At 69.3% G+C, this 16,894-nt stretch carries 11 protein-coding genes; 5 read left to right on the forward strand and 6 right to left on the reverse strand.

Annotated features, from left to right (window positions below):
* The first annotated feature begins 64 nt into the window (after positions 1–64).
* On the forward strand, positions 65–6,127 hold the full coding sequence (locus AncyloWKF20_RS14290; protein WP_279314688.1) for an autotransporter domain-containing protein: 6,063 nt from the start codon (positions 65–67) through the stop codon (positions 6,125–6,127).
* A gap of 135 nt (positions 6,128–6,262) precedes the next feature.
* Here the strand turns inward: AncyloWKF20_RS14290 and AncyloWKF20_RS14295 are convergent, their stop codons facing one another.
* The 4 genes from AncyloWKF20_RS14295 to AncyloWKF20_RS14310 all read right to left on the reverse strand — a co-directional run bounded on the left by AncyloWKF20_RS14295 (position 6,263) and on the right by AncyloWKF20_RS14310 (position 10,346).
* On the reverse strand, positions 6,263–7,489 hold the full coding sequence (locus AncyloWKF20_RS14295; RefSeq protein WP_279314689.1) for an argininosuccinate synthase: 1,227 nt from the start codon (positions 7,487–7,489) through the stop codon (positions 6,263–6,265).
* A 123-nt stretch (positions 7,490–7,612) separates the two neighbouring features.
* The gene (locus AncyloWKF20_RS14300; RefSeq protein WP_279314691.1) at positions 7,613–8,128 is read right to left on the reverse strand and encodes a hypothetical protein; all 516 of its coding nucleotides are present in this window, start codon (positions 8,126–8,128) and stop codon (positions 7,613–7,615) included.
* Positions 8,129–8,136: 8 nt separating this feature from the next.
* The gene (gene rlmN, locus AncyloWKF20_RS14305; protein ID WP_279314692.1) at positions 8,137–9,375 is read right to left on the reverse strand and encodes a 23S rRNA (adenine(2503)-C(2))-methyltransferase RlmN; all 1,239 of its coding nucleotides are present in this window, start codon (positions 9,373–9,375) and stop codon (positions 8,137–8,139) included.
* Between the two features lie 227 nt (positions 9,376–9,602).
* A complete protein-coding gene (locus AncyloWKF20_RS14310; protein ID WP_279314693.1) occupies positions 9,603–10,346 on the reverse strand; it encodes a GyrI-like domain-containing protein in 744 nt (247 codons plus the stop codon).
* Positions 10,347–10,553: 207 nt separating this feature from the next.
* Between AncyloWKF20_RS14310 and dapF the strand changes: the two genes are divergently transcribed.
* From dapF to AncyloWKF20_RS14330, 4 genes are all read left to right on the forward strand, one after another.
* Entirely contained in the window at positions 10,554–11,420 is an 867-nt protein-coding gene (dapF, locus tag AncyloWKF20_RS14315) for a diaminopimelate epimerase (RefSeq protein ID WP_279314694.1), read from the forward strand.
* 13 nt (positions 11,421–11,433) lie between these two features.
* Positions 11,434–12,708, forward strand: coding sequence for a tRNA (N(6)-L-threonylcarbamoyladenosine(37)-C(2))-methylthiotransferase MtaB (gene mtaB, locus AncyloWKF20_RS14320; RefSeq protein ID WP_279314695.1), 1,275 nt, complete (start codon positions 11,434–11,436; stop codon positions 12,706–12,708).
* The gene (gene ftsY / locus AncyloWKF20_RS14325; RefSeq protein WP_279314696.1) at positions 12,705–13,658 is read left to right on the forward strand and encodes a signal recognition particle-docking protein FtsY; all 954 of its coding nucleotides are present in this window, start codon (positions 12,705–12,707) and stop codon (positions 13,656–13,658) included. The genes mtaB and ftsY overlap by 4 nt, the downstream gene beginning before the upstream one ends.
* 179 nt (positions 13,659–13,837) lie before the next feature.
* The gene (locus AncyloWKF20_RS14330; protein ID WP_279314697.1) at positions 13,838–14,878 is read left to right on the forward strand and encodes a hypothetical protein; all 1,041 of its coding nucleotides are present in this window, start codon (positions 13,838–13,840) and stop codon (positions 14,876–14,878) included.
* A gap of 34 nt (positions 14,879–14,912) precedes the next feature.
* Here AncyloWKF20_RS14330 and rpe read toward each other — a convergent pair whose 3' ends face one another.
* Both rpe and cbbX read right to left on the reverse strand, forming a co-directional pair.
* On the reverse strand, positions 14,913–15,584 hold the full coding sequence (rpe, locus tag AncyloWKF20_RS14335; RefSeq protein ID WP_279314698.1) for a ribulose-phosphate 3-epimerase: 672 nt from the start codon (positions 15,582–15,584) through the stop codon (positions 14,913–14,915).
* Between the two features lie 154 nt (positions 15,585–15,738).
* Entirely contained in the window at positions 15,739–16,686 is a 948-nt protein-coding gene (cbbX, locus tag AncyloWKF20_RS14340) for a CbbX protein (protein ID WP_279314699.1), read from the reverse strand.
* Between the last annotated feature and the right edge of the window lie 208 nt (positions 16,687–16,894).

The following is a 16,894-nucleotide window of genomic DNA, read 5'->3' on the forward strand; positions in this document are numbered from 1 at the left end:
ATGGCACCCACGGTTTGCGGCCCCGCTGCTAGGTGTAACCAGTGGTAATACCTGGGGGATTGGCGTGAGTCTGGGGCATCGCATCGGGGGCGAAAGCTCTCTCATTCTGTCGTGCAACCTTAGCACTCCGGGCGGCCGGCGCCGCGCCGCGCTCCTTGGCTCCCTCGCCGGCACGCTGGTTGTCGCCGCGCTGCTCGCGCCCCTCGCCCCCGCCCGCGCGGCGGATGGCGATGGTGGTGCGGGTGGCGTCTCGGTTTGGGTCGGCGCGGGCGTCGGCGGTTCGTCCAGCAGCACCGCGACGGGCGGCGATGGCGCCGCCGGATCGGATGCGCAACAGACCACCGGCGGCGGTGGCGGCGGTAGCGGCATGTTCGGTGGTGACGGCGGCGCCGCCTCGCCGGGCGGCGGCGCTGGCGGCGGCGGTGGCGAGTGGGAAGGCGCCGGCGGTAACGACGGCGAGTCCGGCGGCGACAACAATTCCGGCGGCGGCGGCGGTGGCGGTGCGCATGGCTTCGTCGGCTTAATTGGCGACCTGACCAATTCCGTCACCGGCGGCAATGGCGGCAATGGCGGCGAGGCCGGCTTTGCCGGGGCGGGTGGCGGTGGCGGCGGCGGCGGCTTCGGCGCGGTGATCACCGGCCTCACCGGGACGACGGCCACGATCGACGCGGCCAATGTCAGCGCGATCACGGGCGGCACTGGCGGCAACTATGGCTGGGCGGCAACAGGCGGCAATGGCGGCAGCGGCCTCGTCATCTATCAGCCGACGGGCGACAACACGCTCACCATCGGCGCGGCGCTGGCCGGCGGTAATGGCGGCTCCGGTATTGGCAGCGCCTCGAATCAGGGCGGCAACGGCGCGAGCGGCTTTGTGCTCAACGGCGCCACGGGCGACAACAGCGTCATTTTTGAAGGCACAGTGACCGGTGGCGCGGCTGGTGCGGGCGACTTTATTGGTGCGAATGGCGGCGCGGCCATCCTCCTGACCGGCACCAGTGGCGATACCACGCTGGTCATCAAAGCCTCCGTCACCGGCGGGTCGGCCACGGACGGCTTTTTCACCGGCGGCATCGGCGGTGCCGGCATCGACGCCACGGGCAGCACGGGGGCGACGACGATCCTCGTCCAGTCCTCCATCACCGGCGGCGCGAGCGGCACGGGGGCGAATCCGCAAGGGGGCGCCGGCATCACCGGCGCCAACCTCGGCATCATCCTCGACGGCGCTGCGGGCTCCATCATCGGCGGCACGCAGGGTTCGGGTAACGGGGCAGCCATCGCCTTCACCGGCGGCACCAATGTGCTGGAAATGCGGGCCGACAGCTCCGGCGACCTCGGCACGATTACCGGCGCCATCACCGGCGCCGACGGCAATGACATCCTGGTGCTCGCCGGCAGCAACAACGCCTCGGTGGACTTCACCGGCGCGCACGGCACCATCGCCGCCAGCGGCTTCGGCACGCTGGAGAAGGCGGGCACCTCGACCTGGACCGTCACCGCTGGCGATGTCGGCAACGGCATGTCGGTCCTCGTCAGCGAGGGCACGCTGGCCCTGACCGGCGGTGCCTCACTGGCGGGCGCCACCCGCGTCACGGTGAACGACACGCTGGACCTGTCCGGCCTCACCAGCGGCACGACGCTTAACAACCTCTCCGGCGCCATGAGCGCGACCATCGACGCCGGCGCGACCGATCTCACCCTCAACCAGGCGACGGCCGGCACTTACACCGGCAGTATCACCGGCACCGGCACGCTGACCAAGACCGGCAGCGCCACGCTGACGCTGGGCACCGACCTCGGCTACACCGGCGGTGTCGTCATCAGCGAGGGCACGCTGAAGGTGACCAAGGCGACCACGCTCGCCGACGCCTCCAGCGTCACCGTGAACGGAACCTTGGGTCTCGACACCAATGGTGAGAATGTGACGATCGCCAACCTGTCGGGAACCTCGACCGACGCGGTGATCGACTATTACGGCGTCTTGACGGTCGCTCAGTCCGTCGACGGCACCTATGCCGGCGGGTTCAGCGGCTACGTCCAGCTGACCAAGACCGGCAGCGCCGAGCTGACGCTCACAGGCGACCTCACCAGCGTCAGCTATGTCTCCGTGCGCGAGGGCGAGCTTGCCGTGCGCTCCAGCGCGAATGCCGCCGATGGCACCGGCATCGGAACAAACGGGGCGACGGCCACGCTGACGGTCGGTCTGCCCGAGGGCGCCACCGCCGGCGATACCGTGACCTATTCGACCTACTCCATGAGTATGGATGGGAACGGCGCCACGAACACGGTCAACATCGAGGCCGGCGCCACGTTCGAGGTCGAGGATACGTTCTACCTGGACGGAAATGGCTCGACCCGCCATGTCTTCAACATCAGCGGCGATGCAACCTATGGCAGCGGCGTGCTGGAGACGGCGGGCCTCGCTGTTTTCGGCGGCGTCGCCACGATGAATCTCGACGGCGGCACCCTTCGCGCCCGCGCCGACACCGAGGGTTTCCTGTACGGCTTCGGCACCGGCAGCGTCACGCTCGGCACCGGCGGCGGCACGATCGACACCAATGGCTTCAACATTGGCATTGACGGCGTGTTCACCGGCAGCGGCGCGCTGGTGAAGGATGGCGCGGGTACGCTCACCCTCTCCGGCACCAACAGCTACACCGGCGGCACCGTGATCGAGGCGGGCACGCTGGCCATCGCCGAGGCCACGGCGCTGCCCTCCTCGGGTTCGGTGGCGCTGAACGGCGAGACGGCGGTGCTCGATATCTCCGGCGTTCCCGGAACGCCGGCGTCGGTTGCGTTCGGCTCGCTGTCCGGCACGGCGTCCGGCGCGGTGGTGACGACGGGTCTCACCAATTTCACCGTCAACCAGAGCACCAACGCCACCTATGCCGGCAGCTTCTCGGGCGAGGGCGATTTCAACAAGGCGGGCAGCGGCACGCTGACGCTCACCGGCACCTTCGACTATGACGGCTATCTCGTCTCGAGCGGCGGCGGCATTGAGATCCGCACCACGGACGGCATCTCCTTCAAGGGCATTTCCCTTGGTGCCACCAGCGGCGTCGCGTCGCTGACCGTCGGCTCCAAGGACGGCGGCAACGTGGTGTCCGAGCTCAGCACCAGCTTTGCCGGCATTGATGTCGGACTCAACGGTGCGGGGTCGCTGACCATCGAAAAAGGCGGCCTTGTCACCACCTCGGCGGTCGTCGTCACGTCCTTCGAGACGGATACCGGCACGCTCACCCTTGAGGGCAACGCGACGGACGGCCGCGGCGTGCTGGCGACAGGCATGCTGATGGGCGGTGACGGCACGATGAACGTCACCTTCAACGGCGGCGTGCTGCGCGCCACGCGCAGCGAAGATTATTTCATCTATCTGTTCGACGCCGACAGCATCACCCTGGCAGCGGGGGGCGGCTATATTGACAGCAATGGCTACGACATCGGCACCACCGGCGTGTTCACCGGCGTTGGCGCGCTGGTGAAGCAGGGCGAGGGCACGCTTACCCTCTCCGGCGCCAACAGCCATTCCGGCGGCACGGAAGTCGCCGGCGGGACGCTGGAGGTGACCGATGGCGGCGCCCTCGGCACCGGCGCGGTGAACCTCTCCGCCAGCACGGCGGTGCTGGAGCTGAACAATGTCGCGACCGACATTTACGGCCTCAACGGCGTCGCGGGCAGCGAGGTCTCGCTGGTGCTGGCCGGGTCGATCCACCTGATGGCGGACAGCGGCACCTATGACTTTGCCGGCTCGATCACCGGCGGCGGCGGGCTGAGCCTGCTCGGCTCGGTGCTGCAGATGGGGACGGGCACGCAGATCCTCAGCGGCGTCAACAACTTCACCGGCTATATCGGCGTGACCGCCGGCACGCTGGTGCTGGCCAATGATGCCGCCGCCACGGCCAATAATCTGGTCATCCTTGCGACGGGCACGCAGCTGACCATCGACAATGTCGACGTCACCATCGCCGGTCTCCAGGGTGACGGGGACGGCTTCGCCAACGTGCTGATCGATGGCGGCAGCCTGACGCTGGGCGGCGCGGGGCCGGCGGTCTTCGCCGGCACGATCACCGGCACCGGCGCGCTCATTGTCGATAGCACGACGACGCAGACCCTCACCGGGGTGAGCGACTATACGGGCGGCACGACCATCCTCGCCGGCACCCTGGCTCTCGCCGGCAATGGCGCGCTCGCCAGCAGCGGCGCGCTGGCCCTCAACGGCGACACCGCCGTGTTCGACATCGCCAACGCCGCAAATCCCGTCACCATCGGCGCGCTCTCCGGCACCGCCACCGGCGCGACACTCGCCCTCGGCAACCAGATCCTCACCACCACGGTGGATGTGGCCAGCGTCTATGCCGGCGCCATCACCGGCACGGGCAGCTTCACCAAGCAGGGCGACGCCACGCTGACGCTGAACGGCATCTCCAGCTTCGACGGCCTCGTCACCGTGGCCGCCGGCAAGCTGGTGGTCGGCGATGCCAGCCATGCCGATGCGAGCATCGCCGGCGCGGTCTTCGTCGCCGACGGCGCGACGCTCGGCGGCATCGGCACCACCGGTGCGGTCACCGTCGCCAGCGGCGGCACGCTGTCGCCCGGCAACTCCATCGGCACCATTCACGTCACCGGCGACGTCACCTTCCTGACCGGCTCGACCTATCAGGTGGAGCTGGCGGGCGACGGGACGAGCGACCTGATTGCCGCCACGGGCCAGATCGCCATCAATGGGGCGACGCTGAACCTCGTCGCGCTCGACCCGGAGGTGAGCTATGTCGCCGGCCAGAGCTACACCATTCTGGAAGCCACCGGAGGCGTGACCGGCTCCTTCGCGGCGGTGACCACAGACTCCCTCTTCCTGCGGGCGCAGGCCGAGGACTTCGCCACCGGGGTGAATGTCGTCATCGCCGTGGCCTCGCCCGATGCCTTCACCAGCGTCGCGGTGACGCCGAACCAGATCGCCACCTCGGCGGCGCTGGGCACGCTGCCGCAGACCGGGGCGTCGCTCGCGCTGTACAACTCGGTGCTGTTCCTCACCTCGGCCGGCGAGGCGCAGTGGGCCTATGACCAGCTCTCGGGCGAGGTGCATGCCTCGACGCAGAGCCTGTTCATGGAACAGTCCTCGCTCATTCGCGGCGCGCTGAATGACCGCCTGCGGGCGGCGCAGGGCGGCGTCGGGGCCTCCGCCGGTACGGTGGTCAATGTGGTCGAGACGTCATCGGGGGCGCTCGCCTATGCGGCGCCCTCGCCCGTGAAGGTGGCGGCGGATCTCAGCATCCCCGTCAAGGCGGCCCCCGCTCTGGCCCCGGTCGAGCGCTTCGCGCTGTGGTCGACCGCCTTCGGCAATTGGGGCGACATGGACGGCAACTCGAACGCTGCCGGCGTCTCCGATTCCACCGGCGGCTTCCTGATCGGCGCGGACACATTGGTGGGTGACGGCTGGCGCGTGGGTGTGGCCGGTGGCTACAGCTACACCGACTTCTCGATCTCGGGCCGCAACTCCTCCGGCTCGAGCGACAACTGGCATATCGGCGTCTATGGCGGCAACGCATGGGGCCCGCTCGCGCTGCGCACCGGCCTGGCCTATACGTGGCAGGACATCTCGACCAACCGGAGCGTGGCCTTCACCGGCTACACGGACAGCCTGTCGGCCGATTATGACGCCGGCACGGTGCAGGCCTTCGGCGAACTCGGTTACCGCATTGACGCGGCCGGCATCGCCTTCGAGCCCTTCGCCAACCTCTCTTATGTCAGCCTGCACCAGGACGGCTACACGGAAGAGGGCGGCGCGGCGGCGCTGACGGGCGACTCGCAGACCATGGACACGACCTTCACCACGCTGGGCGTGCGCCTCGCCAAGGAGGTGGCGTTCGGCTCGGTGGACGCCACGCTGCGCGGCGCGCTGGGCTGGCGGCATGCCTTCGGCGACATCGACCCGACGGTGACGCAGGCCTTTGCGGGCTCCGACGCCTTCACCGTCACCGGCGCGCCGATCGCCGAGGACGCGGCGGTGGTCGAGGCCGGGCTCGACGTGCTGATCAGCGCCACCGCGACGCTCGGCATCGCCTATACCGGGCAGTATGGCGACGGGGTCAGCGAGAACGGTTTCAATGCGCGGCTGAGCGTCAGGTTCTGAGCATCCGGTTCTGAGGGGAGGGCCTGTCGCCCTCCCCTCACCGTCCCGCACAAACGAAAACCGCCCCGCATCGCTGCGGGGCGGTTTGTTTTTAGGTGACGCTGAGGCCGAGCGATCAGCCGGCGCGCCCGGATCTCAGCGGCCGACCTTGCGGTCGCGATTGGCGAGGGTGCGCAGGCGGAGCGCGTTGAGCTTGATGAAGCCCGCCGCGTCGCGGTGGTCATAGGCGACCGCGCCTTCCTCGAACGTCACGAGATCCTGATTGTAGAGCGAATAGGGGCTCTCGCGGCCGACGACGGTGACATTGCCCTTGTAGAGCTTCAGCCGCACCCGGCCGGTGACCAGCTCCTGGCTCTTGTCGATCAGCGCCTGCAGCATCTCGCGCTCGGGCGAGAACCAGAAGCCGTTATAGATCAGCTCCGAATAGCGCGGCATCAGTTCGTCCTTGAGATGCGCCGCGCCGCGGTCGAGCGTGATGCTCTCAATGCCGCGATGGGCCGCGATCAGGATGGTGCCGCCGGGGGTCTCGTAGACGCCGCGCGATTTCATGCCGACGAAGCGGTTCTCGACGAGGTCGAGCCGGCCAATGCCGTTCTCCTTGCCGAGCGCGTTGAGCCGCGTCAGCAGGCTGGCCGGAGACAGCGCCTCGCCGTCAATGGCGACGGCATCGCCCTTCTCGAAGTCGATGGTGATGTAGGTCGCCTTGTCCGGCGCGTCCTCGGGCGCGATGGTGCGCATATAGACCATCTCGGGCGCCTCAAGCGCCGGGTCTTCCAGCACCTTGCCCTCGGAGGAGGAGTGCAGCAGGTTCGCGTCGACCGAGAACGGCGCTTCGCCGCGCTTGTCCTTGGCGATCGGGATCTGGTGGCTCTCGGCGAAGGCGATGAGCTGCTCGCGCGAGCGCAGATCCCATTCGCGCCACGGCGCGATGATCTTGATCTCCGGCTCCAGCGCGTAATAGCTCAGCTCGAAGCGCACCTGGTCGTTGCCCTTGCCGGTGGCGCCGTGGGACACGGCATCGCCGCCGACCTTGCGGGCGATCTCGATCTGCTTCTTGGCGATCAGCGGGCGGGCGATGGAGGTGCCCAGCAGATACTGGCCCTCATAGAGCGCGTTGGCCCGGAACATCGGGAACACGTAGTCGCGCACGAATTCCTCGCGCACATCCTCGATGAAGATGTGCTCGGGCTTGATGCCGAGCATCTCCGCCTTCTTGCGCGCCGGCTCCAGCTCCTCGCCCTGGCCGAGATCGGCGGTGAAGGTCACCACCTCGCAGCCATAGGTGGTCTGCAGCCATTTCAGGATCACCGAGGTGTCGAGACCGCCCGAATAGGCGAGGACCACGCGCTTGACGTCAGCCATGTCGAAGGATTCCGCACGAGAGAGAGGCATGAGCTTTAAAGGCGCGCGGACTATAGGCATGGCGCGCCCGCGCGCAAGTACCGCGCGCCGTGACCGGTGGCCTGGCAGGGCAAGCCGCCGGGCTCAGTCCTGCGGCGGGATGCGCGGCGGCGGGGCACCGGAAATGTCGTGCGGCGAGGCCACGGGATAGGCGCGCCCGATCGGCTTCCAGAAACCGGCGCTCCAGCCTGCCACCGCCCAATAGGCAAGGCCGCCGGCCAGCCCCGCGCCGACAATGTAGAGCAGGCCGTCAAACGGCACCGGCGTATCGGGGAAGGGCGGGAAGATCTGCGAAGCGATCCAGGCCGAGAGCGCGCCATTGGCGGTATGGAAGATCCACGAGCGCACCGCGAAGGCTTCGGCGAACAGGATGCCGATCAACGCGATGCCGCCCATCACCAGCACCACCGCCATCATCACGAAGGCGGCGGCAGAGAGAGCCTCCATCAGCGCGAGGAACTCCACCTCGGGCGAACCGGAGAGCACATCGCCCAGCTGCCAGTAGCCGACCATGATGACGATCAGCGCCGCCGTCATGCCGACAACACCGCCGAGCGGCACGAGGACGAGGCGCAGCAGGAGCCGCAGCAACGAATCCATGCGCCCGCCTATTCCGCCGCCGCCGCCATCGCCCTAAGGGCAAGGCGCTCACGGGCGGTGAGCTTCTCGGTCTCGCTCTTGAGCTGGCCGCAGGCGGCGAGGATGTCGCGCCCGCGCGGCGTGCGCACGGGGCTGGAATAGCCGGCGCGGAACACGATGTCGGAGAAGGTCTCGATCGTCTCCCAGTCCGAGCACTCATATTTGGTGCCCGGCCACGGGTTGAACGGGATCAGGTTGATCTTGGCGGGGATGCCGGCGAGCAGCTTCACCAGCGCCTTGGCGTCGGCCGGTGAATCGTTCACGCCCTTGAGCATGACGTATTCGAAGGTGATGCGCTTGGCGTTGGAGGCCGGCGGATAGGTCCGGCAGGCCTCCAGCAGCTCCTTCAGCGGGTACTTCTTGTTGATCGGCACCAGCACGTCGCGCAGTTCATCATGCACCGCGTGCAGCGAGATGGCGAGCATCGGCCCGACCTCGCGGCCGAGCTTTTCAATTTCCGGCACCACACCGGAGGTGGAGACGGTGATGCGGCGCTTGCCAATGCCGAGGCCCTCGCCATCGGCCAGCACCTCAATGGAGGTCGCCACCGAGTCATAGGCATAGAGCGGCTCGCCCATGCCCATGAAGACGATATTGGTCACCAGCCGGTCGCCCTCGGTCGGCAGGCCGGGGCCGACCGCGCGGGCCATGCCGGGATAGTCGCCAAGCCGGTCGCGCGCCACCATGACCTGCGCGATGATCTCGGCCGCCGTGAGGTTGCGCACCAGGCGCTGCGTGCCGGTATGGCAGAAGGAGCAGTTCAGCGTGCAGCCGACCTGAGAGGAGACGCACAGCGTGCCGCGGTCGCTCTCGGGGATATAGACCATCTCGACATCATGCGGCTTGTCGCCGGCGATGTCGGGGGGCAGGCGCAGCAGCCATTTGCGGGTGCCGTCATTCGACACCTGCTCGACCACCACTTCCGGCCGGGCCAGCGTGAAGGCGTCGGCGAGCTGGGTGCGCAGGCCCTTGCCGACATTGGTCATATCGTCGAACGAGGTGACGCCGCGCAGATAGATCCAGTGCCAGAGCTGGGCGACGCGCATCTTGCGCTCGCGCTCGGGCACGCCGATCTCGGCCAACGCCGCGCCAAGGCCGGCGCGGTCGAGCCCGGCGAGGGAGCGCTTGGCAAGCGGGCGGTCGGCGGGAGCCGTCGTCGCGATGCCGGCCCCGGCGGCAGCGGCCGCTGTGGTATCGATCAGGTTCATGGCTTTATCGAAGGTGTCCGTTTGCGCGCCTCATAGCACAGGGGAGCCGGCATGGCGACTGCGCCCCGCGCGGGGTGGCTGTGCAGCGATGGCGGCGAGCGTCATCCCGGCCGAAGCGCAGCGCAGAGCCGGGATCGCTGACCCGTATCGCCGTACGCGATCCCGGATATGGCCTGCCGGCCATTCCGGGATGACGATCTCCGCGGAGCAACGATCTCGTCAGATCCTCACTTCAGCGGCACCCAGATGTCGATCACCAGATCGTCCGGCGGTGTCGTGCGGGGGTCGGAGCGGTATTCCTCGACATAGAGATCCTGCGCTTCCAGATCCTTGGCGTCGAGCAGGTTGGCGATCTGCTCATAGGTCGGGTCCATCGCGTCATAGGGTCCGCGATGGGTGAAGCGCAGCGCCTTGCCGGCGGGCGAGGCGGAGAACACCACGCCATTGCCGGGCTTTTCCGTCGTCGCCCCGGCGAAGGGTACGGCAACCTCGTAGTCGAAGCTCTCCTCGCCGGTCGCGGTGTAGATGACGAAGGGCGCGCCGTTCGGCTTCAGGCCGAGCCGCGTCACTTCCGCGTCCACCTGCTTGAGCGTCGCGACAATGCTGGTGAAGGCGTCGTCCCAGCCGCTCTTGGAAGCCTTCATCAGCACCGGCACGGGCTTGAGCTCGGCGACGTCGCCAAAGCCATCCGGGCGCTTCAGCGGATCGTCCGCCGGGACGACGGCCTGCGTCTCCACCGATTTGGGATCGATCACCGGCGGGGCCACCATGTCGTCATCGTCGAGCGGCGCGCTGTCGGTCCCGCCGGTCGCCGGCGGGGTCGCGGGAGCGGCCGGCGGAGTGGAGGGCGCGGGGCTTTGCGCCTGCAGCGGTGCGAGGGGCGCGGCGGCCAGAATGAGCACCAGCAGCACCGCCAGCATCGAGACGAGCCGGCACGGCCGGGCGCGGGCGGAGAGAGGCGAGAACGTCATCGGATCACCGGGGCGCGAGAGCCCCTCCTTCTAGCATCCCCGCCCCCGCTTCGCGACGGGCGCAACGGCGCCGAGCGCATGTCGCACGCAAACGTGGCCGTTTCGCCGCACCGGCCCGCGCGCCCCGATGCGGGCATTGCCGCTGGCCATTTCCCGGCGCTTCGCCATATAAGAGCGGCACTCCGTCCACAGACGCTGACCAGCCCCATGCCCGCGCTCGACAACCGCCCCTTCGTGAAGATGAACGGCCTCGGCAACGAGATCGTGGTGCTGGACCTGCGCGACGCGCCGGTCGCGGTGCCACCGGAGGAAGCGCGCGCCATCGCCCGGCCGGAGGTGGTGCCGTTCGACCAGATGATGGCGCTCTACCCGCCGAAGACGCCGGGCACGAGCGCCTTCGTGCGCATCATCAATTCGGACGGCTCGGAATCCGGCGCCTGCGGCAATGGCACGCGCTGCATCGCGCTCTATGAGGCGGGCCGCACCGGGGTGGACCATCTCGTCTTCGAGAGCGTGGTCGGCCCGCTCGACTGCCGCGTGAGCGGGGCGACGGTGACCGTCGATATGGGCGTGCCGCGCTTCGGCTGGCACGATATTCCGCTCGCCGGCCCGGTGGACGACACCCGCGCCATCGAGCTTCAGGCCGGCCCGCCTGAAGCACCCGTGCTGCGCGGCCCTTCCGTCGCCAATGTCGGCAACCCGCACGCGATCTTCTGGGTCGAGGACATCGACGCCATCGACCTCAGCCATTACGGGCCGGAGCTGGAACATCACCCGATCTTCCCCGAGCGCGCCAACATCTCGGTGGCGCAGCTTGTCGGACCCGATCACATCCGCCTCAAGGTCTGGGAGCGCGGCGTCGGCCTCACCCGCGCCTGCGGCACCGCCGCCTGCGCCACCGCGGTCGCCGCCGCCCGCAGCGGCATTACCGGCCGGCGCGTCACCATCACGCTCCCCGGTGGCGATCTCGTCATCGACTGGCGCGCCGACGACCATATGCTGATGACCGGCCCGGCCGAATTCGAGTTCGAGGGCCGTCTCACCGCCGCCATGCTGGGCGCGACCGCCGGGTGAGGCGGGTGCGATCATGACGCTGGACGTCGTCTCCTTCGGCTGCCGCCTCAACGCGCTGGATGCCGCCACGGTGAAGGCCCTCGCCCGCGACGCGGGGGTCGAGCGCGCCGTGGTGGTGAACACCTGCGCTGTCACCAGCGAAGCGGTGAGCCAGGCGCGCCAGACCATCCGCCGCCTGAAGCGCGAAGATCCGGCCCGCCGCATCCTCGTCACCGGCTGCGCGGCGCAGACCAGCCCGGCCGACTTCACCGCCATGGCGGAAGTCGACCGCGTGCTCGGCAATGAGGAAAAGCTGTCGCCAGCCGCCTGGGAGGCTACCCGCGCGGCGCTGGATTTCGGACTCAGCGAAAGCCCCAAGGCGCTGGTCGGCGACATTATGAGCGTGCGCGAAATGGCGCCGCACCTTCTCGACGGCGCGGGCGAGAGCGTCGAGGGCCATAGCCGCGCCTTCGTGCAGGTGCAGACCGGCTGCGACCACCGCTGCACCTTCTGCATCATCCCCTATGGACGGGGAAACTCCCGCTCCGTGCCGATGGGCGCGGTGGTGGAGCGTGTGCGGGGGCTGGTGCAACAGGGTTTCGGCGAAGTCGTGCTGACCGGCGTCGATCTCACCTCCTATGGCGCGGACCTGCCCGGCGCGCCGCGCCTCGGGGCTCTGGTGCGCGCGCTGCTCCGCCACATACCGGACCTGCCCCGGCTGCGGCTTTCCTCCATCGATTCCATTGAGGCCGATGGCGACCTCATCCGCGCCTTTGCTGAGGAAGAGCGGCTGATGCCGCATCTGCACCTCTCGCTTCAGGCCGGCGACGACCTCATCCTCAAGCGCATGAAGCGCCGGCATTTGCGGGCAGACGCCATCCGCTTCTGCGGCGAGATGCGCCGGCTGCGGCCGGACATGGTATTCGGCGCCGATCTCATCGCCGGCTTCCCGACCGAGACCGAAACGCAGTTCCGTGCCTCGCTCGATCTCGTCGACGAATGCGGGCTGACGCATCTGCACGTCTTCCCCTACTCGCCCCGTCCGGGCACGCCGGCCGCGCGCATGCCGCAAGTGGCCGGCCCGCTGATACGCGAGCGCGCCGGCCGGCTGCGCGCCAAGGGCGCGGATGCGCTGCGCCGTCACCTCGCCGGCGAGATCGGTACGCTGCGCGACGTGCTCGCCGAGCGCGGCGGCATCGCCCGCACCCCCGGCTTCACCCCCGTGCGGCTCGCCCGCCCCCTCGCTCCCGGCGCGCGCGCCCTCGTGCGCATCGCCGGCCATGACGGAACAAGGCTGCTCGCCGCATGAACGACACCCCTGACGACACGACGGGCTCCAGGCCCGGCTTCTGGAAGCGGCTGACGCAGGGGCTCACCCGCACCGCGTCCAGCCTCTCCACGGGGATCACCGACCTCTTCACCAAGCGCAAGCTCGACGCGACGACGCTGGAGGATCTCGAAGACATCCTCATCCGCGCCGATCTGGGCGTGGAGACCAGCGCCCGCATCGCCGAGGCGGTCGGCAAGGGCCGCTATGAGAAGGGGATTGACCCGGAAGAGGTGCGCGCCCTCGTCGCCGCCGAGATCGAGGCGGTGCTGACGCCCATCGCCACGCCGCTGAGCTTCGAGACGGCCAGCAAGCCCTTCGTGCTGCTGATGGTCGGCGTCAACGGCTCGGGCAAGACCACCACCATCGGCAAGCTCGCCTCGACGCTGCGCGCGCAGGGCAAGAAGGTCGTGCTGGCGGCGGGCGACACCTTCCGCGCCGCCGCCATCGAGCAGCTCAAGGTCTGGGCCGACCGCACCGGCGCCACCATCGTGTCGCGCGAGCCGGGCGCGGATGCCGCCGGCGTCGCCTTTGACGGCCTTGCCAAGGCCCGTGCGGACGGGGCCGACGTGCTCATCATCGACACCGCCGGGCGGCTGCAGAACCGCGCCGAGCTGATGGCGGAGCTGGAAAAGGTGGTGCGCGTCATCAAGAAGCAGGAGCCGGGCGCACCCCATGCGGTGGTGCTGACGCTCGACGCCACGGTCGGCCAGAACGCGCTGTCGCAGGTCGAGGCGTTCACCCGCGTCGCCGGCGTCACCGGCCTCGTCATGACCAAGCTCGACGGCACGGCGCGCGGCGGCATTCTGGTGGCGATCGCCGCCAAGCACCGCCTGCCGGTGCATCTGATCGGCGTCGGCGAGGGCATTGACGACCTCCAGCCCTTCGCCGCGCGCGACTTCGCCCGCGCCATTGTCGGGCTCGACAGCTAGGATCACGGACGGGGTCAGCCGGCGGGCGTTAACCGGAACGAGGGAAAATGACCCCGACGCCGCCGCCGCAAGCCCCGCACGCCGCCGGACTGCCTTATATTTTCCCTCGGCACGCCCCGCGTGAGGGTGCAGGGTCATCCGGCCGGACCATCGGACGGGCCGCGTCTCGGGAGTGAAGCATGGACAAGCGCGAACCTTCATTGGACGAGGCTCGGGACAATGCGCGGCCGGCGGACGCCCCGACCGAGGGGCGCGAGGGCGCGGCCCCGGAGGTGCGGCACAACCCGGCCGGTCCCTCCGCCCCGCCCCGCGCACCGGCCGCCTCGCCCCAGCCGGCCGCCGCCGCTCCCGCCGCACGCGCCAAGGGGCCGCCGGCTGATCCGGTCGAATTCGAGCGCTGGCTCGGCATCGAGCAGCTCAAGGTCAACATGCGCCGGCTCGAGGTGGAAAGCCGCCGGCTGGAGCTGGAGAACCGCCGCGCCGCCGGTGCCGTCGAGCCGCCCGGCCCGACCGCCGCCGCGCCGGAAGCACCCGCCCGCGCCAGCGCCGGGCGCCTGATGACCATCATCGTCGGCATTCTCGCGCTGGTTCTCGGCGCGCTCGCCGGCATCAGCGCGCAGCAGACCGCCGCCCAGCGCACCGAGGTCGCGGCGCTGCGCGGCGAAGTGACGACCTTGCGCAGCGCGCTCGCCTCGCTGGAGAACCGCGTGGCGGATGCCGAGACGCGCGCCGCCGAGCTGGCCGCCGCCCCGCCCGCCGCGCCGCAGCCCGCCCCGGCGGCACCCGCGCCCGAAGCGCCCGCCGCCGCGCCGGCCGACCCCTCGGCGGCGAGCGCGCCCGCGCCGGTCAATGGCACGACGCCCGCACCGGAGACCGCCGCCGGGCCGGAAGCGCCGGCCCGCCCGGCGCTGATGGGCAGCGGTTACACGGTCCGCCTGTTCGCGCCGGTGAAGAACCTGCCGGCGGCGCGGATCGACGCGATCACCAATATTCTCAAGGGCGCGGGCTTCGAGGTGATGGTGTCCGACACCGGCATCGCCGCGCCGACCTCCAACACGCTGTCCTATCACGCGGCGAGCACGGACGAGGCGAACAAGCTGGCGAGCCTCATCCAGTCCAAGCGCCCCTCGCTCGACATCGAGCTGCGCGCCTCGCCCTCCATTCCCGCCGCCGCGCGGCAGGTGCTGATCCTGAACCTGACCGAGGACGCGCTGCGCTGATCGCGCCGCAAGTCTAGGCCGCCGCCCGGGAGTCTTACGCCGCTGCGCGCACGTGCGCGCAGGCGCTGCGGATCGCCTGGATATTGGCGCGGTAGCCTTCCACGCCGCCCTTGAACACGGCGGAACCGGCAACCAATACATTGGCGCCCACCGCCACGCATTGCGCGCCGGTCTGCGGGTTCACCCCGCCGTCGATCTCGAGGTGAATGGGCCGCTCGCCGATCATGGCGCGCAGCCGCGCCACCTTGGGCAGCACGTCGGGGATGAAGCTCTGCCCGCCAAAGCCGGGATTGACCGTCATGGCGCAGATCAGGTCGCATTTGTCGAGCACATAGGCGACCGTGCTCTCGGGCGTCGCCGGGTTCAGCGCCACGCCCGCCTTCTTGCCGAGCGAGCGGATGAGCTGGAGGCAGCGGTCGAGATGGCGGGTGGCCTCCGCCTGCACGGTGATGACATCGGCGCCCGCCTTGGCGAAGGCCTCGATATAGGGCTCCACCGGCTCGATCATCAGATGCACGTCGAACACCTTGTCGGTGTAGGGGCGGATCGCCTTGATGATGTCCGGCCCGAAGGTGAGGTTCGGCACGAAGTGCCCGTCCATCACGTCGAGATGGATCCAGTCGGCACCCGCGCTCACCACATCGCGCACCTCCTCGCCGAAGCGGGCGAAGTCCGAGGCCAGCATGGAGGGGGCGATGACGGGCATGGGAGGTCTCCTTGCTAAAGATCGGTGGGTCCTGGCAGGCCACTTGGCGCGCCGTCATCCCCGGGCTTGGCCCGGGGATCCACGACTTTTGTGTGTGCCCGGCCAAGACGTGGATGGCCGGGCCAAGCCCGGCCATGACGGGCGCTTCTAGCTGTCACCGCGCCGGCAGCGGCGGGTAGCTGTCGATGCCGCCGGAGAACACCCGGCTCGCCAGAATGTCCTCGGCCTCGATGGTGCTGAGGTCATCAGCCGTCACCGGCTTGTCCCCGGCGAAGAGCCGGTTGGCCTGGCGCAGGCGGGCGCGGTCGAGCGCGTTGCGCACCGAGCGACCATTGGCGAAATGCGGCTGCACCATGCGCAGCGCGACATAGCGGTGGAACGCCTCCTGCGCCGCTGGGCTCAGGCGGTAATTCATCTGGCCGAGAATGCGTCCGCCAATCGCTTCCAGCTCGCCGCCGGAATAGTCAGGGAAGTCGATGTGATGGGCAACGCGCGAGCGGAAGCCGGGATTGGCGGTGAAGAAGCGCTCCATCCGGTCGGCATAGCCGGCGAGGATGACGACGAGATCGTCGCGCTGGTTCTCCATCACCTGCAGCAGGATCTCGATGGCCTCCTGCCCGTAATCGCGCTCGTTCTCCGGCCGGTAGAGATAATAGGCCTCGTCGATGAACAGCACGCCGCCCATCGCCTTTTTGAGGATTTCCTTGGTCTTCGGCGCGGTGTGGCCGATGTACTGGCCGACCAGATCGTCGCGGGTGACGGTGACGAGATGGCCTTTGCGGACATAGCCGAGCCGGTGGAGGATCTGCGCCATGCGCAGCGCCACCGTGGTCTTGCCGGTGCCGGGGTTGCCGGTGAAGCTCATATGCAGGGTCGGGCTCACCGCCTGAAGCCCGAAGCGGGCGCGGGCGCGGTCGACCAGCAGCAGCGCGCCGATCTCACGCAGGCGGCCCTTCACCGGGCCAAGGCCGACAAGATCGGTGTCGAGCTCGTCCAGCACCTCGGCGAGGCCGCTGGTGACGAATTCGGCGCGCAGATCAATGGCCTCGGGCGGCGCGAGCGGGGGCGCGGCGGCAAGAGGTTCGTCGGTCATGGCATCCATGAGGCCCTCCATTCATTCGTCATCCCGGAGGCGGCACAGCCGCCATCCGGGATCGCGGAAAAGTCCACCTGGCGGCTTGCTATCCCGGATCACGCCGTCGGCGTGTCCGGGATGACGACCCGAAGGGTGGAGAGAAAGGAAAGGGGACCGGTTCCGGGCGCGGCATTCCGGAACCGGTCCCTCGCGGCCGGGGAGGAAACCGAGGCGG

Origin of the sequence: Ancylobacter sp. WKF20 (assembly GCF_029760895.1) — a bacterium.
In the GTDB taxonomy this organism is placed as follows: Bacteria; Pseudomonadota; Alphaproteobacteria; order Rhizobiales; family Xanthobacteraceae; genus Ancylobacter.